The sequence below is a fragment of the Pseudomonas baetica genome, from assembly GCF_019733355.1.
Taxonomy (GTDB): Bacteria; Pseudomonadota; Gammaproteobacteria; order Pseudomonadales; family Pseudomonadaceae; genus Aquipseudomonas; species Aquipseudomonas baetica_A.
The window spans coordinates 22,777-45,910 of sequence record NZ_JAIHLQ010000035.1; the positions used below are offsets into that span (position 1 = coordinate 22,777).

Annotated in this window: 18 protein-coding genes and 1 pseudogene; 13 read left to right on the forward strand and 6 right to left on the reverse strand. The window is 54.0% G+C overall.

Features of this window, described 5'->3' with window-relative positions:
- Positions 1 to 6 precede the first annotated feature (6 nt).
- The 13 genes from atpA (at position 7) to K5E40_RS25990 (ending at position 17,625) form a co-directional block, all read left to right on the forward strand.
- Positions 7 to 1,551 (forward strand): F0F1 ATP synthase subunit alpha, encoded by a 1,545-nt coding sequence (gene atpA / locus K5E40_RS25930; RefSeq protein ID WP_221733263.1) that lies wholly within the window; start codon positions 7 to 9, stop codon positions 1,549 to 1,551.
- A gap of 50 nt (positions 1,552 to 1,601) precedes the next feature.
- Positions 1,602 to 2,462, forward strand: a complete 861-nt coding sequence (atpG, locus tag K5E40_RS25935; RefSeq protein ID WP_007911960.1) for a F0F1 ATP synthase subunit gamma — start codon at positions 1,602 to 1,604, stop codon at positions 2,460 to 2,462.
- Positions 2,463 to 2,489: 27 nt separating this feature from the next.
- Complete coding sequence (gene atpD, locus K5E40_RS25940) at positions 2,490 to 3,869, forward strand: F0F1 ATP synthase subunit beta (protein ID WP_221733264.1); 1,380 nt, start codon at positions 2,490 to 2,492, stop codon at positions 3,867 to 3,869.
- 45 nt (positions 3,870 to 3,914) lie between these two features.
- Positions 3,915 to 4,340 (forward strand): F0F1 ATP synthase subunit epsilon, encoded by a 426-nt coding sequence (locus K5E40_RS25945; RefSeq protein WP_016772407.1) that lies wholly within the window; start codon positions 3,915 to 3,917, stop codon positions 4,338 to 4,340.
- 117 nt (positions 4,341 to 4,457) lie between these two features.
- Positions 4,458 to 5,825 (forward strand): bifunctional UDP-N-acetylglucosamine diphosphorylase/glucosamine-1-phosphate N-acetyltransferase GlmU, encoded by a 1,368-nt coding sequence (glmU, locus tag K5E40_RS25950; RefSeq protein ID WP_221733265.1) that lies wholly within the window; start codon positions 4,458 to 4,460, stop codon positions 5,823 to 5,825.
- 214 nt (positions 5,826 to 6,039) lie between these two features.
- Positions 6,040 to 6,816: a DeoR/GlpR family DNA-binding transcription regulator gene (locus K5E40_RS25955; RefSeq protein WP_221733266.1), complete on the forward strand. Its 777-nt coding sequence runs from the start codon at positions 6,040 to 6,042 to the stop codon at positions 6,814 to 6,816.
- A gap of 2 nt (positions 6,817 to 6,818) precedes the next feature.
- Entirely contained in the window at positions 6,819 to 8,651 is a 1,833-nt protein-coding gene (glmS, locus tag K5E40_RS25960; protein ID WP_221733267.1) for a glutamine--fructose-6-phosphate transaminase (isomerizing), read from the forward strand.
- A gap of 282 nt (positions 8,652 to 8,933) precedes the next feature.
- Entirely contained in the window at positions 8,934 to 9,788 is an 855-nt protein-coding gene (locus tag K5E40_RS25965; protein ID WP_221733268.1) for a TnsA endonuclease N-terminal domain-containing protein, read from the forward strand.
- Positions 9,785 to 11,953 carry a Mu transposase C-terminal domain-containing protein gene (locus K5E40_RS25970; protein WP_045061251.1) on the forward strand — a complete coding sequence of 723 codons (2,169 nt, stop codon included), beginning with the start codon at positions 9,785 to 9,787 and terminating at the stop codon, positions 11,951 to 11,953. Before K5E40_RS25965 ends, K5E40_RS25970 begins: the two co-directional genes overlap by 4 nt.
- Positions 11,950 to 13,410 carry an ATP-binding protein gene (locus tag K5E40_RS25975; protein WP_019816907.1) on the forward strand — a complete coding sequence of 487 codons (1,461 nt, stop codon included), beginning with the start codon at positions 11,950 to 11,952 and terminating at the stop codon, positions 13,408 to 13,410. Before K5E40_RS25970 ends, K5E40_RS25975 begins: the two co-directional genes overlap by 4 nt.
- Before the next feature lie 17 nt (positions 13,411 to 13,427).
- A complete protein-coding gene (locus tag K5E40_RS25980; RefSeq protein ID WP_082060923.1) occupies positions 13,428 to 15,095 on the forward strand; it encodes a TnsD family Tn7-like transposition protein in 1,668 nt (555 codons plus the stop codon).
- A gap of 378 nt (positions 15,096 to 15,473) precedes the next feature.
- Positions 15,474 to 17,105, forward strand: a complete 1,632-nt coding sequence (locus tag K5E40_RS25985) for a TniQ family protein (protein ID WP_225568932.1) — start codon at positions 15,474 to 15,476, stop codon at positions 17,103 to 17,105.
- A gap of 187 nt (positions 17,106 to 17,292) precedes the next feature.
- Positions 17,293 to 17,625 carry a DUF2790 domain-containing protein gene (locus K5E40_RS25990; protein WP_032872197.1) on the forward strand — a complete coding sequence of 111 codons (333 nt, stop codon included), beginning with the start codon at positions 17,293 to 17,295 and terminating at the stop codon, positions 17,623 to 17,625.
- Between the two features lie 303 nt (positions 17,626 to 17,928).
- Here K5E40_RS25990 and K5E40_RS25995 read toward each other — a convergent pair whose 3' ends face one another.
- The 6 genes and pseudogenes from K5E40_RS25995 to K5E40_RS26020 all read right to left on the reverse strand — a co-directional run bounded on the left by K5E40_RS25995 (position 17,929) and on the right by K5E40_RS26020 (position 22,766).
- Entirely contained in the window at positions 17,929 to 18,396 is a 468-nt protein-coding gene (locus K5E40_RS25995) for a DUF411 domain-containing protein (protein WP_032872163.1), read from the reverse strand.
- Positions 18,386 to 19,189: pseudogene (locus tag K5E40_RS26000) on the reverse strand (c-type cytochrome). The gene K5E40_RS25995 and the pseudogene K5E40_RS26000 overlap by 11 nt, the downstream one beginning before the upstream one ends.
- Before the next feature lie 9 nt (positions 19,190 to 19,198).
- A complete protein-coding gene (locus K5E40_RS26005; protein ID WP_019816897.1) occupies positions 19,199 to 20,173 on the reverse strand; it encodes a copper resistance protein B in 975 nt (324 codons plus the stop codon).
- Positions 20,145 to 20,393: a hypothetical protein gene (locus K5E40_RS26010; RefSeq protein ID WP_131670796.1), complete on the reverse strand. Its 249-nt coding sequence runs from the start codon at positions 20,391 to 20,393 to the stop codon at positions 20,145 to 20,147. The genes K5E40_RS26005 and K5E40_RS26010 overlap by 29 nt, the downstream gene beginning before the upstream one ends.
- Positions 20,394 to 20,405: 12 nt before the next feature.
- Positions 20,406 to 22,382: a copper resistance system multicopper oxidase gene (locus K5E40_RS26015; RefSeq protein ID WP_019816896.1), complete on the reverse strand. Its 1,977-nt coding sequence runs from the start codon at positions 22,380 to 22,382 to the stop codon at positions 20,406 to 20,408.
- Positions 22,383 to 22,559: 177 nt separating this feature from the next.
- Positions 22,560 to 22,766: a co-regulatory protein PtrA N-terminal domain-containing protein gene (locus tag K5E40_RS26020; RefSeq protein ID WP_019816895.1), complete on the reverse strand. Its 207-nt coding sequence runs from the start codon at positions 22,764 to 22,766 to the stop codon at positions 22,560 to 22,562.
- Between the last annotated feature and the right edge of the window lie 368 nt (positions 22,767 to 23,134).

A 23,134-nucleotide genomic window follows, 5' to 3' on the forward strand; every position in this document is an offset into this window, starting at 1 on the left:
AGAGCAATGCAGCAACTCAATCCTTCCGAAATAAGTGAAATTATCAAGGGCCGCATCGACAACCTCGATGTGACCTCCCAAGCCCGTAACGAAGGCACTGTCGTCAGCGTATCTGACGGCATCGTGCGGATTCACGGTCTGGCCGACGTCATGTACGGCGAGATGATCGAGTTTCCGGGCGGCGTCTACGGTATGGCCCTCAACCTGGAGCAAGACTCCGTAGGTGCCGTTGTTTTGGGTGCTTACCAGTCTCTGGCTGAAGGCATGAGCGCCAAGTGCACAGGCCGCATCCTCGAAGTTCCGGTGGGTAAGGAACTGCTGGGTCGCGTAGTCGACGCACTGGGTAACCCTGTTGACGGCAAAGGTCCACTGGGCAACACCGAGACCGACGCGGTCGAGAAAGTTGCTCCAGGCGTGATCTGGCGTAAGTCGGTAGACCAGCCTGTACAGACTGGCTACAAGGCTGTCGATGCCATGATCCCTGTCGGCCGTGGCCAGCGTGAGCTGATCATTGGTGACCGTCAGATCGGTAAAACCGCTCTGGCGATCGACGCGATCATCAACCAGAAAAACAGCGGCATTTTCTGCGTCTACGTTGCTATCGGTCAGAAACAATCGACCATCGCCAACGTGGTTCGCAAGCTGGAAGAAAACGGCGCCCTGGCCAACACGATCATCGTGGCTGCCAGTGCTTCGGAATCTCCTGCGCTGCAATTCCTGGCACCGTACTCCGGTTGCACCATGGGTGAATTCTTCCGCGACCGCGGTGAAGACGCGCTGATCGTTTATGACGATCTGTCCAAGCAAGCAGTGGCTTACCGCCAGATTTCCCTGCTGCTGCGCCGTCCACCAGGCCGTGAAGCTTACCCAGGCGACGTGTTCTATCTCCACTCCCGTCTGCTGGAGCGCGCATCCCGCGTTTCGGAAGAATACGTAGAGAAGTTCACCAACGGCGCAGTGACCGGCAAAACCGGTTCCCTGACCGCACTGCCGATCATCGAAACCCAGGCTGGCGACGTTTCCGCGTTCGTTCCGACCAACGTGATTTCCATCACCGACGGTCAGATCTTCCTGGAATCGGCCATGTTCAACTCGGGCATCCGCCCTGCAGTGAACGCCGGTGTTTCGGTATCCCGTGTGGGTGGTGCCGCTCAGACCAAGATCATCAAGAAGCTGTCCGGTGGTATCCGTACCGCTCTGGCTCAGTACCGTGAACTGGCGGCATTCGCCCAGTTCGCTTCTGACCTGGACGAAGCGACCCGTAAGCAACTTGAGCATGGTCAGCGCGTTACCGAGCTGATGAAGCAGAAGCAATACGCACCAATGTCGATCGCTGACATGGCGCTGTCGCTGTATGCCGCTGAGCGTGGGTTCCTGACTGACATTGAAATCGCCAAGATCGGCAGCTTCGAACAAGCGCTGATTGCTTTCTTCAACCGCGATCACGCCGATTTGATGGCCAAGATCAACGTTAAAGGTGACTTCAATGACGAAATCGACGCTGGCATGAAAGCCGGTATCGAGAAGTTCAAGGCCACCCAAACCTGGTAAGCCGCAGCGGGAGCCGCGAGGCTCCCGCTTGCTAACCTGATAGGTGTTACATGGCAGGCGCAAAAGAGATTCGCAGTAAGATTGCGAGCATCAAAAGCACGCAAAAGATTACCAGCGCCATGGAAAAAGTGGCGGTCAGTAAAATGCGCAAGGCACAAATGCGCATGGCTGCTAGCCGTCCTTATGCGGAGCGTATCCGCCAGGTAATTGGGCATCTGGCCAACGCCAACCCGGAATACCGCCACCCGTTCATGATCGACCGCGAAATCAAGCGTGTCGGTTATGTCGTAGTGAGCAGTGACCGTGGTTTGTGCGGTGGCTTGAACACCAACCTGTTCAAGGCCCTGGTCAAGGACATGGCGGTAAACCGCGAAAACGGCGTCGAGATTGATCTGTGTGTTGTTGGTAGCAAGGGTGCGGCCTTTTTCCGCAACTTCGGCGGTAACGTCGTTGCAGCTATCAGCCACCTGGGTGAAGAGCCGTCGATCAATGATCTGATCGGCAGCGTCAAGGTGATGCTGGATGCCTACCTGGACGGCCGTATTGATCGCCTGTCCGTGGTGTCCAACAAGTTCATCAACACCATGACGCAACAGCCTACCGTGGAGCAGTTGATTCCACTGGTGGCTACCCCGGATCAGGATCTCAAGCACCACTGGGACTATCTCTACGAACCGGATGCCAAAGAGCTGCTTGACGGCTTGATGGTCCGCTACGTTGAGTCGCAGGTCTACCAGGCGGTGGTCGAGAACAACGCGGCTGAACAAGCTGCGCGGATGATCGCGATGAAGAACGCTACCGACAACGCCGGTGATTTGATCAGCGATTTGCAGCTGATCTACAACAAGGCGCGTCAGGCTGCGATCACCCAAGAGATCTCGGAAATCGTCGGCGGCGCTGCCGCGGTTTAACGGTTCAAATATTCAGAGGATCCAGCTATGAGTAGCGGACGTATCGTTCAAATCATCGGCGCCGTTATCGACGTGGAATTTCCACGCGACAGCGTACCGAGCATCTACAACGCGCTGACAGTTCAAAGCGCGGCCGGAACCACTCTGGAAGTTCAGCAGCAGCTGGGCGACGGCGTGGTTCGTACCATTGCGATGGGTTCCACCGAGGGCTTGAAGCGCGGTCTGGAAGTTACCGACTCTGGCGCAGCCATTTCCGTACCGGTCGGTAAAGCGACCCTGGGCCGGATCATGGACGTGCTCGGTAACCCGATCGACGAAGCTGGCCCGATCGACACCGAAGAGCGTTGGGGCATTCACCGTCCAGCGCCTTCGTTCGCTGAACAGGCAGGCGGCAACGACCTGCTGGAAACCGGCATCAAGGTCATCGACCTGGTTTGCCCGTTTGCCAAAGGCGGTAAAGTCGGTCTGTTCGGTGGTGCCGGTGTAGGCAAAACCGTAAACATGATGGAACTGATCCGTAACATCGCCATCGAGCACAGCGGTTATTCCGTGTTCGCCGGTGTGGGTGAGCGTACTCGTGAGGGTAACGACTTCTACCACGAGATGAAGGACTCCAACGTTCTGGACAAAGTGGCACTGGTTTACGGTCAGATGAACGAGCCGCCGGGTAACCGTCTGCGCGTAGCACTGACTGGCCTGACCATGGCCGAGAAGTTCCGTGACGAAGGTAACGACGTTCTGCTGTTCGTCGACAACATCTATCGTTACACCCTGGCCGGTACTGAAGTATCCGCACTGCTGGGCCGTATGCCTTCGGCAGTAGGTTACCAGCCGACTCTGGCTGAAGAGATGGGCGTTCTGCAAGAACGTATCACTTCGACCAAGGAAGGTTCGATCACTTCGATCCAAGCGGTATACGTACCTGCGGATGACTTGACCGACCCGTCGCCAGCGACCACCTTTGCCCACTTGGACGCCACCGTCGTTCTGTCCCGTGACATCGCATCCCTGGGTATCTACCCAGCGGTAGATCCACTGGATTCGACTTCGCGCCAGCTGGACCCGAACGTAATCGGTCAGGAACACTACGACACCGCTCGCGGCGTTCAGTATGTTCTGCAACGTTACAAAGAGCTGAAAGACATCATCGCGATCCTGGGTATGGACGAGCTGTCGGAAGCCGACAAACAGTTGGTTAACCGTGCTCGTAAGATCCAGCGCTTCTTGTCGCAGCCGTTCTTCGTGGCTGAAGTCTTCACCGGTGCTTCGGGTAAATACGTTTCCCTGAAAGACACCATTGCTGGCTTCAAAGGCATCCTCAACGGTGACTACGACCACCTGCCAGAACAAGCGTTCTACATGGTTGGCGGCATCGAAGAAGCGATCGAAAAAGCCAAGAAACTGTAATCCCGGCGCCCGGCAACGGGCGCTAATTTAGGTTGAGGCAATCAGATGGCTATGACAGTCCATTGCGATATCGTCAGCGCGGAAGGGGAAATCTTTTCCGGCCTGGTCGAGATGGTGATTGCGCACGGTGCACTGGGTGATCTTGGTATCGCTCTGGGTCACGCGCCGCTGATCACTAATCTCAAGCCGGGTCCAATCCGCCTGATCAAGCAAGGCGGGGAAGCCGAGGTGTTTTACATCTCCGGTGGTTTCCTCGAGGTTCAGCCGAACATGGTCAAGGTGCTTGCCGACACTGTGCAACGTGCTGCCGACCTGGATGAAGCTCAGGCTCAAGCAGCTCTCAAGGCTGCCGAGAATGCCCTGAACGAAAAAGGCGCGGACTTCGACTACGGCGCCGCTGCCACACGTCTGGCCGAGGCTGCAGCTCAGCTGCGCACCGTCCAGCAGATCCGCAAGAAGTTTGGCGGTTAATCCGTCAGCCACTTGTTGTGTGATTGATAAAAAAGGGTAGCCTCGGCTACCCTTTTTTCTTTTCCGATTTTTACAACCCGGTCGCAGTTGCTGACCACCCAGGATTGGTAGCCAGTCATGTCTCTCGAAATTGTTATCCTCGCGGCCGGTCAAGGCACTCGTATGCGTTCGGCGTTGCCGAAGGTCTTGCACCCGATTGCCGGAAATTCCATGTTGGGCCATGTTATCCACAGTGCCCGGCAACTTGATCCACAACGCATCCATGTTGTCATCGGCCACGGTGCAGACGCTGTGCGTGAACGTCTGGCCGCTGATGATCTGAATTTCGTGCTGCAGGACAAGCAACTGGGCACCGGCCATGCGACCGCCCAGGCAGTGCCGTTCATTACTGCCGACACCGTGTTGATTCTTTACGGTGATGTTCCGCTGATTGAAGTCGAGACCTTGCAACGCCTGCTTAAGCACGTCGTTCCAGGCCAGATGGGTTTACTGACCGTCGAGCTGGACGATCCGACGGGCTATGGCCGCATCGTGCGCGACGCCGATGGCAAAGTCGCCGCCATCGTCGAGCACAAAGATGCCAGTGAAGCCCAACGTGCAATCACTGAAGGCAACACCGGCATACTCGCCGTGCCAGCCAATCGTCTGGCCGACTGGATGAGCCGCCTGTCGAACAACAACGCGCAGGGCGAGTACTACCTGACAGATGTGATCGAAATGGCGGTCAACGACGGTCTGGTGGTGGCCACTGAACAGCCGCACGATCCGATGGAAGTGCAGGGCGCCAACGACCGCAAGCAACTGTCCGAACTGGAGCGTCATTACCAGTTGCGTGCCGGTCGCCGCTTGATGGCGCAGGGCGTTACCCTGCGTGACCCCGCACGTTTTGATGTGCGCGGCGAGGTGACCGTCGGTCGCGACGTACTGATCGATATCAACGTGATTCTCGAAGGCAACGTCGTTATTGAAGATGACGTGGTGATTGGCCCTAACTGCGTGATCAAGGACAGTACGCTGCGCAAAGGCGTGGTCGTCAAAGCCAACAGTCACATCGAAGGCGCGGTTCTCGGTGAAGGCAGCGATGCCGGCCCATTCGCTCGCTTGCGTCCAGGCACTGTGCTGGAGGCCCGCGCCCATGTGGGTAATTTCGTCGAACTGAAAAATGCCCACATGGGTGAGGGCGCCAAGGCTGGACATCTGACCTACCTGGGCGACGCCCAAATCGGTGCGCGCACCAACATCGGTGCCGGCACGATCACCTGTAACTACGATGGTGCCAACAAGTGGAAAACCGTGTTGGGCGAAGATGTGTTCATTGGTTCGAACAACTCATTGGTCGCACCTGTGGATATCTCCAGCGGTGCAACCACAGCGGCAGGTTCGACCATTACTCAAAATGTGGATAACGCGCAGTTGGCTGTTGGCCGTGCGCGGCAGAAGAACATCGATGGCTGGAAGCGGCCGGAGAAGATCAGGAAAAGCTGAGTTATCCACAATCTTGTTCAATGTGGGAGCGGGCTTGCTCGCGAACGCGGTGCATCAGGCACACAATCAGTGACTGATACGCCGCATTCGCGAGCAAGCCCGCTCCCACTTTAGTTTGTGTCGTTCTCAAAAAAGTCGGTCTGCCGCTTGACGACCTTTAAGCAATAGGTTTTGATTGGTTCCGTTATCTTTCGAAACGAAACTTAAAATCACCATGTCGAAACGCAACACGCCCCAACGCCGCCACAACATACTGGCCTTGCTCAACGAGCAGGGCGAAGTGAGTGTGGATGAACTGGCCAAGCGCTTCGAAACTTCTGAAGTTACGATTCGCAAGGATCTCGCCGCGCTGGAAAGTCACGGTCTGTTGCTGCGTCGGTACGGTGGGGCGATCACCATGCCCCAAGAACTGGTCGCGGAAACTGCCCAAAGCGTTTCCAAATACAAGCAGGCGATTGCGCGTGCAGCGGTAAAACGAATTCGTGAACACGCACGCATCATCATCGACAGTGGCAGCACCACCGCCGCTATGATTCCCGAACTTGGCCAGCAGCCGGGTCTGGTGGTGATGACCAACTCGCTGCACGTCGCCAGCGCCCTGAGCGAACTCGAACACGAGCCCGTGCTGCTGATGACCGGCGGCACTTGGGATCCGCATTCGGAATCCTTTCAGGGCCAGGTGGCGGAGCAGGTACTACGCTCTTACGACTTCGATCAGTTGTTCATTGGTGCCGACGGCATCGACCTGGTGCGCGGCACCACCACGTTCAATGAGCTGCTGGGTTTGAGCCGGGTGATGGCTGAAGTCGCGCGCGAAGTGATCGTGATGGTCGAGGCCGACAAGATCGGCCGCAAGATTCCCAACCTGGAGCTGCCATGGAGCAGCATCCATACCCTCATTACCGATGATCGCCTGCCTCATGAGGCCCGCGATCAGATTCAGGCCCGCGGCATCACGTTGATTTGCGCGGCTGTCAGTCAGGAGAAATAAGCATGTGTGGAATTGTCGGCGCAGTGGCTGAACGTAATATCACTGCCATCCTGCTCGAAGGCCTCAAGCGCCTCGAATACCGTGGCTATGACAGCGCAGGTGTAGCGGTCTACACCAACGACGAAACCCTGGAGCGCATGCGCCGCCCGGGCAAAGTCAGCGAACTCGAAACCGCGTTGGCCGAGCATCCACTGATCGGCCGTCTCGGAATTGCCCACACCCGTTGGGCAACCCACGGCGCACCGTGTGAACGCAACGCCCACCCGCATTTCTCCGGTGACATTGCGGTGGTGCACAACGGCATCATCGAAAACCACGAAGCTCTGCGTGAACAACTGAAAGCGCTGGGTTACGTGTTTACTTCGGACACCGACACTGAAGTCATTGCCCACCTGCTCAGCGAAAAGCTCAAGGAGCAACCTGACCTGACCGTGGCCCTCAAAGCCACTGTTAAAGAACTGCACGGTGCTTACGGTCTGGCAGTGATCAATGCCAAGCAACCGGATTGTCTGGTCGCCGCCCGCAGCGGCAGCCCACTGGTGATCGGTCTGGGTCTGGGCGAGAACTTCCTCGCTTCCGATCAATTGGCGTTGCGCCAGGTCACAGACCGCTTCATGTATCTGGAAGAGGGCGATATCGCCGAGATTCGCCGGGATAACGTGCAGATCTGGGACGTGAACGGCAACGCCGTCGAGCGCCAGACCGTGCAGTACAGCGACGGTGCCGAAGCGGCGGACAAGGGTGAGTTCCGTCACTACATGCTCAAGGAAATCCACGAGCAGCCGGCCGTTGTTCAGCGCACCCTTGAAGGTCGTCTGAGCAATGATCAAGTGCTGGTACAGGCATTCGGCCCGCAAGCGGCCGAACTGTTCGCCAAAGTACGCAATGTACAGATCGTGGCCTGCGGCACCAGTTACCACGCTGGTATGGTTGCGCGTTACTGGCTCGAAGAACTGGCTGGCATCCCTTGCCAGGTCGAAGTCGCCAGCGAGTTCCGCTACCGCAAAGTAGTGGTGCAGCCAGATACCTTGTTTGTCACGATCTCGCAGTCCGGCGAAACCGCCGACACCCTGGCCGCGCTGCGCAACGCCAAAGAACTGGGCTTTCTCGCCAGCCTGGCGATATGCAACGTCGGCATCAGTTCGCTGGTACGCGAATCCGACCTGACCCTGCTGACCCAGGCCGGGCGCGAAATCGGTGTCGCCTCGACCAAAGCCTTCACCACGCAACTGGTCGGCCTATTGCTGCTGACCCTTTCGCTGGGCCAAGTGCGCGGCACGCTGGCCAAAGGCATTGAAGCCACGCTGGTGGAAGAATTGCGTCGCCTGCCAACCCGTCTGGGCGAAGCCCTGGCGATGGACAGCACGGTCGAGAAAGTCGCCGAACTGTTCGCCGAGAAGAACCACACCCTGTTCCTCGGTCGCGGTGCGCAATTCCCGGTAGCGATGGAAGGCGCCTTGAAACTCAAGGAGATTTCCTACATCCACGCCGAAGCCTATCCAGCCGGAGAGCTGAAACACGGCCCGCTCGCGCTGGTGGACAACGACATGCCGGTGGTCACCGTAGCGCCGAACAACGAACTGCTGGAGAAGCTTAAGTCCAACCTGCAGGAAGTGCGTGCGCGTGGCGGCGAACTCGTCGTGTTCGCCGACGAAAAAGCCGGGATGACCAACGGCGAAGGCACCCATGTGGTTCAGATGCCGCACATCCACGACATCCTGTCGCCAATCCTCTACACCATTCCGCTACAACTGCTGTCGTACTACGTTGCTGTGCTCAAGGGCACGGACGTGGATCAGCCGCGTAACCTGGCGAAGTCGGTAACGGTGGAATAAGTTATCCACAGCTGAGTTCGACCCATGGTTTTTAACAATAAAGATTGACACAAAACAATAAAGTTTGACACTGGCGAACATAGATTGACACAAGGCTCAAACCCCCGTATCTACGGGGGTTTTCCTTTCCAGGCTTTCCCTTTGGTCTGGAATCATCGCTTCAACTTTCAGCGGGTGTAGTCTAGAAAACGTTTTGTATACGGCCGCTTTGCCGGTCGTGTCCTTCTACGACTTTTTCTCGGCGCGAGGTGAAGCGGTCCGCATCGACTGAGGAGGCGTGGGTTGCGAGGTCGTAAGTTTGCATCACAGCAGGACATTGAACGGCACATTGCAAATGGATTTGGCGAAGGCGCCGGGGCAAGCTACGTGCCTTGGCTGCGGGTACAAGATGTCCCGTCGATAGGTCGTTCGCACAAGATTCAAGGCGTGAAGATCGAGAGGATTCATCACCTCCTGTCAGATCTCGAGCGTTCGTACTTCCTTGTGTGTGAATTTTCTGAAGACGTCGTGGATATACGGGAGCAATACCCTTTACTACCCACAGAGCGTGCGCAAGCGATAGCGTCGGCGATCGATGTACGCTATCCAAGATACCCTAGAACAACACTGCCTTATGTGATGACAACAGACTTCCTGTTAACTGTTAAGGACCCGAGCGGAAACTTCAAATCGGTAGCTAGGACGGTGAAGTATCGTTCCGATTTAATTGGCAATGGAAGTAAAAGAACGCTTGAAAAACTTGAAATTGAAAAGCGTTTTTGGGAAAGCCAAGGTGTTGATTGGAAAATCGTAACAGACGAGTTTTTTACACGAGATTTGATTAAAAATCTTGGACTAATCAGGAGGTACTCGAAGCTCTCTCGTGATTTAATGAAAGCGCCGTTGCATTCGAGTTTTATCGAGTGCCTTGTAAACAGCCGGGAATATTCGTGGACCTTGGCCACCTGTCTAAGACAAATAGCATCACTTCTGTCCATTTCCTATATAGACGCTCAAGCAATTTTCTTTCATCTGGTTTGGAACAAGATACTGAAAATCGATTTGGTTAACACTCCTCTCCACCTTACTGGTCTAGTTCCTGGCTTCGAAGTTTCACCGGGCCCTGTCCAAGTATCGTTGAAGGAGAAATTATCATGACTGTTCTCGTTAATGACGTTTTCGAGCCTGTAACCGATCTGTCGGTCATTGCTACGATAGCCAGGCTCCTTTACCAGGATGAAACGCATGACTTAGCAGTTTTGATGGATCTAGCTGACCCACCCCGGCAGCCGTACGCGGTTGGTCTGGATGAGCTGCGTCGCTCGATAGCGTCTGGTCACACCAAACCAGCAGCCATCACCACGCCCGAGTTTATGCTTGTGCTTGAGGAACAGTTGGATGAGAGAGCCAAGCAAGGCCGGGACGAAAAGTGGGCCGTCATCGCCCCTCTATTAGATCCTGAATACCCGGGACAAATATTTGTACGAGGTGAGTTAGGCCGGCTTGTTAGCAGACGGGCGTCAGAGCTCGGAATCCAGCGGAAAACGATCTATCGGCTTCTTTACCGATATTGGTTTTATGGTCAAGTTCGCAACTCATTGCTTAATAATTATACGGCGGTAGGTGTTGCCGATAGAAAATATGATCCGAGCAGGCCACCAGGGCGAAAGCCTAAATTTCAAGGCGTTCTTACTTCGCCTTCCAAGATGCTCAGTGCAGTTGATAAACGATGCATCCGTGTTGGATATGCTCTTTATGTAAGAGATAAGAAATCATCTATTTCGAGCGCATATGACGAAATGTTGAGACGATTCTACTCTGTTCGAGACATCTCTAAAAACAGTGAAGAAGAGCTTCGTTTGTTGCCTGGTTCAGAACTCCCCAGCTTGAGGCAGTTCCAATATTGGGGACAGATTTTTTTCGACGAGATTGAAACCGAGCGTGGCCGTAAAGGGTTGAGGAGGTGGTTAAAGGATTGCCGTCCGCTTTCAGGTACCGTTCGAGATTGGCTGCGTGGACCCTGTCATCAGTTCGAAATCGACGCAACGATTGCCGATATTTATTTGGTCAACAGCTACTCTAGACGGATGCTCATTGGTCGGCCCGTTGTTTATATCGTAGTGGATAGTTTCTCCGGAATAATTGCTGGTCTCTATGTAGGATTGGAGGGCCCTAGTTGGAATGGGGCGAGACAAGCGCTGTTCAACGCGTTTACCTCCAAAGTCGAGTTCTGCGCTCAGAACGGCGTTGACATCAATGCAGATGATTGGAATTGTCACCACCTGCCCCACCAGATTTACGCCGACCGGGGAGAGATGCTGTCACTCGCAGCAGAGGGGTTATCCTCAGGGTTGGGAATTGAGATGGGCACTGCCCCACCTTATCGGCCTGATTGGAAGCCTATGGTAGAAAGTCGGTTTGGCATTTTGAATGATTTGACGGGTATCAGGTGGCTACCTGGCGGGGTAGCTGCGCGGGACAAAGAGCGCGGCGAGCGAGATTACCGGCTCGATGCCACGCTGAACCTCAAAGAGTTCACCCAAATCCTCATCAATTGCGTGCTCCACTATAACCGTCACCATCGACAGCCTGACCGACTGACTCAAGCGATGATGAATGACGGCGTAGAACCTACGCCTAACGGTATATGGAATTGGGCCTGCGACAACGACCTGATCGAATCCAACAAACGTCCCGACGAGCTGGTTTATCTCCACCTTTTACCGCGTGAGCGCGCGACCGTTCAAAAGGGCGGAGTGATGTTTCGCGGCATGCACTACGTGTGTGATATGGCCATAGAGAAAGATTGGTTTGCCAAGGCTCGCAAAGGGGGCGTTTGGTCAATAGAGTGTTGGTTCGATCCGAACTCTGCGGCACACATTTGGATTCAAGGAGAGGCCAAGCAGTTTATCCGTTGTGATCTTCGACGATCGGATGCCGGTTACGCGAATTATCGCTCGGACGAGATTTTTGATCTGCTCGAAGCCTATCGCCAAAAACCGCCTACTCGCCGTCGAGCTGAGCTGGAAAGCCGTGTGCAGCTTAGCGATCAGGTCCACCAGATCATCAGTCACGCGCTCGCAGAACGAAAACAGGAACCTGCTCCGCCTACTAAGGCAGAGGCCACTGGAAACATCCGCGAGAACCGCGCAGAAGAACGTCTCCGCGAGCGTGAAAATGCGGTTGTTCCTGAAGGCGTCAGGGTGGAGCCAGCTTCACTTCAATCTGAAACGACACAGAAAGCGCATGATTCATATGCCGGTGAGCGCACCGCTCAGGTTATCGATTTGCTCAAAAGAATTCGGCCAGGACAGGCAAAATGAAAGGTGCACAGACGTTTGCCAATTACGTCAGACAGGACATTAGTGAGTATGCGGGTAACCCGCTTATCGAAGCTTTGCCTCCGATATTGTCGGAGGCGGCGGCTGTTGAACTGATTTCGAACTTTCCTCAGCCGGTGGATCCGAAAGAGCTGACGCTCGAAGGAGCCACTCGAATTCACTGTATCGACAGGCTGAGAACCGTCGTACAGCCGTTCTTGCTACATCTGGAACTGGAGGCCCTGTTCTCACTGCTCATCCGTCGAGGGTATGTCGGGCGTAACCCGATGTCGCCCGCTACCGTCCGGCATTTGCATTCTTTATCGGGAGCTCAGCGTTACCACGATGCGTTCAAGTCCACTGCAGAAACGTTTACGGTCGTCGGCCTGAGCGGCATTGGCAAGTCAACGGCACTCCACGCCATCTTGAGCCTTTATCCACAGACAATCCGTCATGAGCGCTATGAGGGAAAGCAGTTTGTTCATACCCAAATCACATGGCTGAAGCTTGACTGCCCTCGGGATGGATCGCTGGCTGGATTTTGCCAGCAGTTTTTTTATGCGGTTGGAGACGCTCTAGGAGACAAGGACTACCACAAGCGCTACCGGCATCGAAACATCAATGATGCGCTGCAACAGATGGAGCAGGTGGCCAGCACGTTTTTCATCGGCGCCTTGTTGATCGACGAGCTGCAAAACCTCCACCTGGCGAAAACCGGTGGTAAGGAGAGCATGCTGAATTTTTTCCTGCACTTGGTAAACAACATCGGTATCCCGGTGGTTTTCAGTGGCACGAACTCGACGATTAGCCTGTTCTCAGAAGCCATGCGGACTGCCCGCCGAGTTTGTGGTGCTGGTACGCTCGAATTCAAACGATTCGAAAAGGATGATGAGGAGTGGCGGTTGTTGGTCGAAAATCTCTGGAGCTATCAGTGGTGCAAACAGACGGCTGAGCTGACCGACGAGATTTTTGACACGCTGTATGAGCACACTCAAGGCGTCACGGATTTCCTGGTCAAGCTGCTGGTATTGAGTCAGCGTTATGCGGTCCAGAGTGGCTCGGAGTGTTTGACTGCCGAGATCCTGGTGAAGGTAAGCAACTCAAAAATGCAGATTCTAAAGCCAGCCCTTTCAGCTCTGCGTAGCCGTGATCCGAAGCGGATGCGACAGTTTGACGATTTGCTGCCGATTGAGGATCAGCTGAGCGAAATGATGGTTTTCGATGGATTGGCACGAGAGGATCGCCTCACCTTGCTTCGAAGCGTTGTATCCCGTGAGAAGCCGGTAGACCCATCTCCGACCATTTTTGCGAAAGATCACCCATCGCCGATTGCTACTGCTGTGGAAAACTCAGAGGCTAAAGCGCTTAGCGAACATGACGCTCCCCTCGACGCTCTGCGCGCTGCGGGCTGGCTCAACGAGGACCTGTTTGAGTTCTCACCGATGTATCACAAAGCGTGAGTCGGAGGGGGGGTGAAGTGCAACTTAAACTCCATTTCTTCCCCGCCGCGTTTCCCGACGAGACGCTGCACAGCGTGATTTCTCGTTATGCCCGTCTTTGCGGTGTTCGTAATTGCCAAGCAGCATTTGCCGGACTGAAATCGGCGGCAGCTTTTTCGCAAAATGTGGCATTCCCGAGTCATTTAGGGGATTTTGTCGATGCGCTACCCAGCGGTACTGAGCTATCGGTAGCCGAGGTCCTCATGCGCCACACATTATTACCCTACTATGCGCCGTTTTTGAGGATGAGCCAGGTCGAACACGCTCGGACGCTGATGACCGCTGATGGGAAAGGCTTGATGTTGAAGCTGGGCGTCAACGCGAGCCGTATTGGATTCGCCTCCCGAGTGCGGTTATGCCCAGAATGTATCGCACAAGATCAGGCTCAACGGGGAGTCGCTTACTGGCACAGGGTCCACATGCTTCCAGGCGTGCTGGTATGTCCGCATCACGGTACGTCACTCAGGATCCTTGATCCTCGCTGGTCCAGCCGCAGCTCTCGACAACTCAATCTGCCCAATGATGAGAATGTGCAAGCACACACAGTACTTCTCGACACCCCGTTGCGGTGCATGCCACCGCTTCACGAAATAGCGTTGCGCTCACTTCAGGTCCTCGAGTCTGACGTCACTGCTTTGTCGGCGGAGGCGGTGCGCTTCACGCTTTTACACAGGGCAACGCAGCTCAACCTTGCTTCTGATAACCATCGCTTGCACCTGCACATGCTGGCGCAGCACATGGCCGATTTTTTTGCTGCACTCCCGCGAGAATGGGAGTTTTCTATACTCGGAGATGTTCGTGCAGGTACACCCGCCTCATGGGTCACGAAGCTGCTTCGTACGCCTATAACCTCTCACCATCCGCTCAAATACATTTTATTGGCCGGTGCTCTGGGCGTTGAAATGGTGAGCTTGCTTCATGGTCAATGCCCAGTGAAAGAGGCGGTGGCATGTGATCCGAAAGCTCACATTCGGCTTCACGCGCGCCTTTCTCCGGTGATGCCTGGTGAAGGCCTGGACTGTTCGTCAGCCGCTGTGTGGCAACATGCTCTTGAAGGAGCTGATGCCAAAAAGATCGCTGCCGTTCTAGGCGTTTCATCAGCGTATGTCTATCGTCACATCAGAAATGTACCCGGCGGGCAAGATGCTTGGAGGGAGGCACGATTTCACACTGAGCTATGCGCAAGACGCGCGGCTTTCGAGGCTGATTATCGATTTTACAAAGCACATGCATGCAGGGGGTATGCGTGGCTGTATCGCCACGATAAGCAGTGGCTTTCGGAGTCAACTGCAAACCCAAGCCCCCATCGTACGCCTCGTCTAAATAGCACCGAAATGTTCGCTGCCCTCGATGCGAGACTGGCCGGCGAAGTCCGTCAGTGTGCCGACGCGCTTTATGCTCTTGCGGGTAAGCCTGTCCGCATTTCGCGTACCAGGATAGGTCGGGAGCTTCATGTTCTTTCTCGCTTCGAAAAGCAGCTTTGCAAGCTTCCTCTGTGTGCAGCAATGCTCGAAAAAGTATGTGAACCAATCGAAGGCTTTCACGATAGGCGTCTGCGATGGGCTAGACGCCAATTGCTCTCAGAGGGCAAGGCTGTATCACGTTCTTCGCTCTACAGGGTCGCGAGCATTCGACCCATGCTGTAATCCAGCTGGGCATTCTCCCTCCATCTAAAAAGTTCTAAATCAATTCACCATAAACCCATTATTTTTCTGTTAATGAAAAAATTCCCCTCCAGAATAGGTCCGGCATACGCTGGATCATCACGATCAGCATGTAAACGTACTAACCCGCGATCAACGGAAATAGTTTTGCAACCGGCATGGGCTGACCTACGCGGGTTTATCGATACGTGTTTTGTATTCGAGGAATACGGGCGCGGCAGGATTTAGATGAATTCACTACGATTCAAAGTTGAGCGGCTTGTCATTTCAAATCCAGACCGGATGCAGAATTTTAGGGGTTGCATATATACTGCCCCCGGATGCACATTCTCTTCGAGCCCTACCTTTAATCGGTAAATGATGTCTGATCTATTATTTTTCCCCGTTTCGATGCCGGATGAAATGCTTTACTCTCGTGTCACCCGATATCACTATCTGTCAGGTAACAGAACCGCGACGGAAACCTATCGCGATTTGTTCGCATCGAAACCCTTTTGCATCGGTGGCATCGTACCCAAGCAGATCGAGAGGCTCGCGCACAGGCTGCCGGGGCAATCGGAGAGCAATCTCGCAGAGTTGATCAGAAGCAATACTACTTTTCCTGCTTACCGACCGTTTCTTGGGGTTAAGCAGGGGCCAGAGAACGACGTAGGGCCACTGGGTTATGACGGGGTGGTACGGGTGCCCCGCAGAGAAGAGTCCACCCATGGCAAGGCTAAGCTTTGTCCTACCTGCGTTCAGGAAGATTTGATTGAGCGGGGTTCTGCCTACTGGCATCGATCTCACCAGATACCCGGTGTTGCCGTCTGTTGGCGTCATGGCGACGCATTGATCCATGCCTGCCCCGAGTGCTCTCGCCCGTTCTACCGTAAATTGAAGCTGCTTCCCAATCTGACTGAGCCATGCGCATGCGGCTGGAGCCCGTTAAACAGCGCAGCAATACACAAGGGGTCAAAGATGGAACAGAAAGTCGCTCTGTTCGCACACGATATCCTGCAACGCAATATCCCTCCGATAGGCAGTACGGTATTAAGTTCGTGCTACGTCCGCCAATGCAAGAAACGCGGATTCATTTTCGGAAAAAATGCGGGTATCGCAAAACTATTCGACAGCATCCAAAGCGCTTACGGCGATGAGCTTTTGGCGCAGATTGATCCAGCCTACAACACCGGAAAGCATGAGCAATGGATCCGGCTCAAATCAGATAAAGGTCAGCTAAATATGCCGCTCGCGCGGCATTTGATCATTGCTCTTCATTTGTTTTCCAGTGCAGATGGCTTTGAAGAGGCTCTGAAGAATGAGTCTATTCTGCTGAGTGCCGCTGTTTCTCCGCGAGCGCCCAAAGTCGAAGAATCGCGTCTTAGTCAAAAAACTAGATATCGCCAAAAAATCGAGTTGCTTTTAGCGCTACGTACCGATGCCAATATCGAGTACCTCTGGAAGAAGGCGTACAAACCTACGCAATGGATTCTAGAAAATGATAACGCATGGTTAATGGCAAAACTCCATGCCCCTAAAAAAGCTACAGTTAAGGTCGAAAAGTCCGTCGACTCAAGAGACGACGCCTATGCAGCCCTTATCGAAGCGGGCGTAGATGAGCTGTATAAAGTTACGAAAGATCCGAAGAGAGTGAACATTCGGAATTTGCAATCGCTGCTCCCAGGTTCGTTACCTCATGAGCTGGATCTACGCAAGCAGAGGTTCCCTCTTACTTATCAACAGATCAAGATTCATCAGGAGTCAGTATGGCATTTTCGTCTAAGAACTTTGGTGTGGACTGTCTCTGAACTCATCAGGATGAAGCTCCCCGTGAATTACTCGACGGTAAGATTGACCTCAGCGGTATCAAGCAAGGTTTTCCTGGTTTTTTGCAGTTTCTTCGAGTGGGATCTGGAAAGCCTGGCAAGAACCGGGGTCGACGCGGAGGCCCTGCTCAGGTCTACCGGCGTATCGAGGAATTGGGAGGGACCACCGGTTCAAATAAGCTTTTGAGGGCATCTTTGTTCCGTCAGCGTCTGCCAACCTTTGGTGTTAACAAAAATCCCATCTGGCTTGAAAGCGTAAATGCGGGGTAGCGTCCACCTTTCACATTAGTAACCTTCGCGGCAGCTTTCTGAAAGCTTTCACTTGTTACTCTTTAACTCAGTAAATTGAGCTTTAGGAGAAAATCATGAAAGCAATGACAGCAGTGAAAGCGTTTTGCGCCGCTTCGATTTTGACCTTATCTTCATTAGCCATGGCTGAAGGTGGCGGTGACCGCGTGTATGGTCGAATGATGCAAGAGAACCAACAAGCAATGGAGCAATATGCCTCAAGGAACGGCAAGACTCCTCCTGAAGTTGTTCATTATGAATATGGTATGAACCTCGATATCCACAAGGTCGTCAGTGTCACGCAAGCCAATAAAACCTGTGGGGTTGCCCCTTCGCGCATGACCTATGAAGACTCTACGGGCAAGCTTAACACCGTGGAATATAAGGTCATGGCCGACAACTGCCCCCATGGAAGCTAGACAATGAAATTATTTAAGAACTGCATAATTCTCCTTTGTCCGAAACTAGCTTACTGCTCGCTGACGTAGAAGTAATTTTCAGGAAAGCCTGAAGTTATCCATTTTATGAAATCATTCCGTCAGTCGAAGGGTTTCTAACGTGCAGTAAACAATTGCTCGACCACCTGATACATCCCGCCTCCTTGTTTTTCCTTTGGTTTGGGAGGTGGTTTAGGCGCCCTAGTGGCGCCTTTTTTACGTTCGAAATGAGCTATGTCCTCTGCACGGCCATGACCTTCACCATGCAGGAGTGAGATTAGAAGATCAGTTTTCGGGGTATTCAGCAACGACGTGGTCTGTGCCTGCCTTTGACAAGCCGATTACGTTATACGCGTCATGTTTCCCGTCCACTTCCATTCCTGGGGAGCCGGCCGGCATGCCTGGAACGGCAATCCCGAGCAGGTCATCACGTTTGCTCATCGCAATGATTTGCTCGGCGGGCACGTGACCTTCAACAAACTTTCCGTTGATGGTTGCTGTGTGACAGGACGAGAGCTCAGGAGAAATCCCGAGACCGCGCTTGATCGCGCTCATGTTGGTTTCCACGTGATCAACGACGGTAAAGCCGCTGGCTTCAAGGTGCTGGACCCATTTCTTGCAGCATCCGCAATTAGCGTCGCGATGTACATCGATCGTCAATGGCTCTGCTGCGTGACTGGCTGAACTGATGAACAGAGCCACGAGAGCAGCGAGACGAAGTGCCCGTCTGCGACGAAGAGAATTATTTCGCATGGGTATGTTCCTTCCCATCAGTATGTGTATGTGATTTGGGCTGTACGGTTGGAGTCGGGGCCGCGTCATCTGAAGCTTCCCTACCCTTATGATCGGCGTGGTCCGCAGGCTCCTTTGCAGACGGCGCTGCGGAGGGGCCATGGGCATGTGCCGTGTTTTTCTCGTCATCATTAGCGCGGACTTCCTCCCTTTGGTTGGCAGCACCTGCGCCACTTTGCCCCTGGGTCGTTCCATGTTGACCCTCATGGTTGTGCATCACGCTTTCGCCACCACCGTGTTGATGGCCACCGCTACTCGTGATCAGGGCTTTGTATTGCTCTGTATCAAGTGACGGAAGCTGCTGGAGAAATGCGACCATCCCCTATATGTACGGATCGGCCATGCTTTTGCCCCACGCGGGCATGCCGGTGGATTTGATGCCGTGCTTGATGATCCAAAAAGCTGCGGCTGGGTGCCCATCGACGCCCAGTTTTGAAAGGTTCGGAGGTGCGGGGTAAAGGCTGTTACTCAGTTCGGTGCCTGTAAGGCCCGGAGCCAAATGGCAACCGACACACATCGAGTTGTAGTTGCCAGCACCTTCACGGATGAGGGCTTCTTGGCTCAGGTCGGGGACCTGAATGTCGCGCGAGCGCACTTCGATCGAGCGATCCCGAGCAATAGAAAGTAGCGCGTAGACAGGGGCAGAGTGGGGATCATCCGCCCCGACATTGATCACGCCGAAATATACCACGCCGGCAGCCGCTGCTACGGTGGCCAGACCAGCAGCTATCAGTGCCTTCAGTGTAATCTTCATGCCCGGTTCTCAGAACCACATCCGGATACCGGCGACAAAGCGTGCCTCGCTGGCATCTTCACCTTCCTCACGTGCAAAGTCTGCCGTATTGCCATAGGAACGGCTCCAACTCACCCCGATATAAGGGGCAAATTGGCGGACAATCTCATAACGCAATCGGAGCCCCACTTCGGTGTTGGCTAATCCGGACCCGATGCCGCGCTGAGGGTCATTCTTCCCATAAAAATTGACCTCGGCCGTCGGCTGCAAGATCAATCGATTCGTCAGCAGAATGTCGTAATCGCCTTCCAGTCGAGCAGCCGATTGACCGTTCTCACCGATGTAGGCAGTCGCTTCGGCCTCGAAGTTGTAGAGGGCCATGCCCTGAATGCCGAGTGCGGCCCAGGTTTGAGGAGACCCTGGTTTGAAATCCTGTCGTACACCGGTGACGACGTCCCACCACGGTCCGATGGAGTGCCCCCAGAGCGCGGATAATTCAGCACTTTCCGTCACGCCATTGGTACGTTCGCCTTCCGAGCGCAACCACAGTCGATCAATGTCACCGCCGATCCATCCTTTCGCATCCCAAGCCAACGCACTACCGTTGTCAGCATCCTGGTATTCAAACTTATCCAGCAGCATGAAAGAGTTGATTGTTTTGTCGTGGACACCATGACCAGCGACATCTGGAAAGGCGGCTGCACGGTCAGCATCGGTAAGTACGGGGACAGGGGTTCGACTGGTTGTCGTCGTCCCTTCATCCATACTTTCCATGCCGGTCATTTGACCGTCGTCCATTTTCATCTTGCTGTGGTCCATAGCCCCCATGTTGCTATGGTCCATCGCTCCCATGGAGCCATGGTTCATCTTCGAGTGATCCATCTCTTCAGCGGCGTGAGCCACGGCAAAGAAGACAGGACTCGTAGAAACTGCCAATACCATCAACGTTGGGCGTAAAAAATTCTTGGTCATGATCTCAATCCGCCTTCTTGTTTTCATGGTCATGATCCATCGACTCATGGCGCATCTTGGTATGAGGTATCGTCGCGTGATTCGGCGTTGCCTCGTTTGACGTGGTCGCAGTCTTGTTCGGCGCATCCGCAGAAGTAGCAGGTGAAGGATCACCACGTTCTTCGACTGCCAATGCTACGCAGGAGAATCCACCCATCAGGCCAAAAGCAAAGAGGCAACCGATCAGCGATTTACGATTTAGGTGTGTGCTCACAGATCGTCTCCTTTACTCATCAACCCGTACTTCACGGAACATGCCCATTTCCATATGGAAAAGCAGGTGGCAGTGATAGGCCCAGCGACCTAAAGCATCGGCGGTTACTCGATAGCTGCGCTTGGTACCCGGTGGCATGTCGATTGTGTGCTTACGTACCATGAACTTGCCGTTTTCATCTTCAAGGTCGCTCCACATTCCATGAAGGTGGATGGGGTGCGTCATCATGGTGTCGTTTACCAAGGTGATGCGAAGACGCTCCCCGTACTTGAGACGAAGGGGCTCAGCATCAGAAAATTTGATGCCGTTGAAGGACCAGGAAAACTTTTCCATGTGACCGGTCAGATGCAGCTCAATGGTGCGATTGGGCTCTCGGCCATCAGGGTCCTGGAAAGTGCTCTTCAGATCTGAGTAAGTGAGCACCCGTCGACCGTTGTTCCGCAAACCGATACCTGGATCGTTCAGTTTTGGCGTTGGGTTCATGGCCTGCATGTCAACCAACGGGTTGTTGGTTTCGGACGCTGGGTGAGATTGCATCTCGCCTCCCATACCGCCCATCCCTGCCATCTGGCTGTGGTCCATGCCGGCCATGTCGGACATGTCGCCTTTGTCCATCCCCGCCATCTTGCTGTGGTCCATGCCGGCCATGTTGGACATGTCACCTTTGTCCATACCTGCCATCTTGCTATGGTCCATGCCGGCCATGTTGGTCATGTCACCACTGCCCATGCCGGTCATCCCGGTCATGTCACCTTGGTCCATTCCCTGCATCTTGCTGTGATCCATGCCAGCCATACCTGACATGTCACCCTGTTTCATATCGCCGCCGCCCATGCCAGCCATGCTGCCATGGTCCATGCCAGCCATACCGCCCATGCCCATGTCATCCATGGTCAACAGCGGACGCGGATCGATCGCCGGTACCGGTGCTTTCAGTCCTTCACGAACTGCCAAGGTCCCCCGCGCATAGCCGGTTCTATCCATGGACTGGGCAAAGATTGTGTAAGCCTCCTCGGTGGCAGGCTCAACAATCACATCATAGGTTTCTGCCACGGCGATTCGGAATTCATCGACACTGACTGGTTGGACATATTGGCCGTCGGCCGCCACCACGGTCATTTTCAAACCAGGAATGCGAACATCGAAATAGCTCATCGCTGAGCCATTGATAAAGCGCAGGCGTAGCTTCTCGCCAGGCTTAAAAATACCGGTCCAGTTGCCGTTCGGCGCTTGGCCATTCATGAGGTAGGTGTAAGTATCCTCGCTGACGTCTGCCAGATCAGTTGGGTTCATTTTCATTTCGGCCCACATTTTCCGGTCGGCGACGGCAGCAGACCAACCTTGCTTGCTGACGTCGTCGATGAAGTCGCCCACGGTACGTTTGTGGTGGTTGTAGTAGTCCGATTGTTTCTTGAGTTTGGCCATGACGCGCCCAGGATCCTCATCGGTCCAGTCAGTCAGCATCACCACATAGTCGCGATTGTATTGAAACGGCTCAGGCTCTTTCGAATCGATGACTATTGGCCCGTAAACACCTGCCTGCTCTTGCAACCCAGAATGGCTGTGGTACCAGTACGTGCCGTTTTGATGCACCTTGAACTTGTATTCGTACATGCCGTCGGGCGCGATGCCGTGGAAGCTCAAACCCGGTACGCCATCCATGTTGGCAGGCAAAATAATGCCGTGCCAGTGGATGGAGGTGTCTTGATCCAGACGGTTCTTCACGCGCAGAGTGACCGTCTCCCCTTCGCGCCAACGCAGCAAAGGCCCCGGCAACGAGCCATTGATGGTCATGGCTGTGCGCGGCGAGCCAGTGATGTTTACCGGCGTTTCACCAATAAACAGATCAAATTCGTTGCCGGTGAGGACGCTCGGCAGGCCGGGACTGGTCACTGCCCATACAGGAGTGCGCCACAGACCAAGGCCACCAAGGATGCCGCCGGCGGCCAGGCCTTTAACGAATGTCCGTCTAGAGGTTTTGGAATGCATGCCGTTTATTTCCAATCAGTCAAAAGGGAGCCGTTCAAATCAACCCGTGAGTTGGCAAGATGAGCTTCGCGTACCGAAAAAAAGACGAATTTTTCATTGCAAGCGAGCTCAGAAATTGCCACATCTAAACCACCTTCGTGATTACATTTCTGTCAGCTTGGCCGCGTGCCTGATCGTTCAGCAGTTTTTATGGTCCATCGCTTTGGCTTTGCTTTCAGCGACAGGCGGTTGAGCGCTCTGCGTTTGAGCTACCTGGTACGATTCCATCGAATTCGTCCTGGCCACTTCCATACGTGCGAAAGTCCGGTCACCACCGCCTTCAGCCATGGCCAGAGTGGAAACAGTCAGCGCTGCGACGACGAACAAGGTTTTGATGGTGTTCATATGGGCTACCTCAGATGTGTGAAAATATCCCCTCTGAATCACATCATGGATTGGACTCTTTGGGGGTGAGCAAAAGACTCAGTTGGACTATAAGAGACACCCCCTGTCAGGAAGCTTAGGCCAATATTACAGTTGTGTCAGTTTGGAATATTTTTCTTGAAGTACACGCTATTTAATACGTATGGTCTCCATCTTTTCGCATTGCGCGACTTTTATTGAATATAAGATTGAAGTGTAATCATTGCTTTGGGTTCCATTAATTCTCACGGAGGCGATGTTCTAGGTCTCTGCATTAAAATTAATAGGAGACTTGAATGCTCTGCTGCAACAGCTGGGTGTTCAATGATCAAAGAAGATAGTAATGCCAC

Bases quoted from the DNA above. Each gene is read 5' to 3' on its own strand.
- atpA (WP_221733263.1), top strand. From the start codon at position 7: ATGCAGCAACTCAATCCTTCCGAAATAAGTGAAATTATCAAGGGCCGC.
- atpG (WP_007911960.1), top strand. From the start codon at position 1,602: ATGGCAGGCGCAAAAGAGATTCGCAGTAAGATTGCGAGCATCAAAAGC.
- atpD (WP_221733264.1), top strand. From the start codon at position 2,490: ATGAGTAGCGGACGTATCGTTCAAATCATCGGCGCCGTTATCGACGTG.
- K5E40_RS25945 (WP_016772407.1), top strand. From the start codon at position 3,915: ATGGCTATGACAGTCCATTGCGATATCGTCAGCGCGGAAGGGGAAATC.
- glmU (WP_221733265.1), top strand. From the start codon at position 4,458: ATGTCTCTCGAAATTGTTATCCTCGCGGCCGGTCAAGGCACTCGTATG.
- K5E40_RS25955 (WP_221733266.1), top strand. From the start codon at position 6,040: ATGTCGAAACGCAACACGCCCCAACGCCGCCACAACATACTGGCCTTG.
- glmS (WP_221733267.1), top strand. From the start codon at position 6,819: ATGTGTGGAATTGTCGGCGCAGTGGCTGAACGTAATATCACTGCCATC.
- K5E40_RS25970 (WP_045061251.1), top strand. From the start codon at position 9,785: ATGACTGTTCTCGTTAATGACGTTTTCGAGCCTGTAACCGATCTGTCG.
- K5E40_RS25975 (WP_019816907.1), top strand. From the start codon at position 11,950: ATGAAAGGTGCACAGACGTTTGCCAATTACGTCAGACAGGACATTAGT.
- K5E40_RS25985 (WP_225568932.1), top strand. From the start codon at position 15,474: ATGTCTGATCTATTATTTTTCCCCGTTTCGATGCCGGATGAAATGCTT.
- K5E40_RS25990 (WP_032872197.1), top strand. From the start codon at position 17,293: ATGACAGCAGTGAAAGCGTTTTGCGCCGCTTCGATTTTGACCTTATCT.
- K5E40_RS25995 (WP_032872163.1), bottom strand. From the start codon at position 18,396: ATGCGAAATAATTCTCTTCGTCGCAGACGGGCACTTCGTCTCGCTGCT.
- K5E40_RS26005 (WP_019816897.1), bottom strand. From the start codon at position 20,173: ATGACCATGAAAACAAGAAGGCGGATTGAGATCATGACCAAGAATTTT.
- K5E40_RS26015 (WP_019816896.1), bottom strand. From the start codon at position 22,382: ATGCATTCCAAAACCTCTAGACGGACATTCGTTAAAGGCCTGGCCGCC.
- K5E40_RS26020 (WP_019816895.1), bottom strand. From the start codon at position 22,766: ATGAACACCATCAAAACCTTGTTCGTCGTCGCAGCGCTGACTGTTTCC.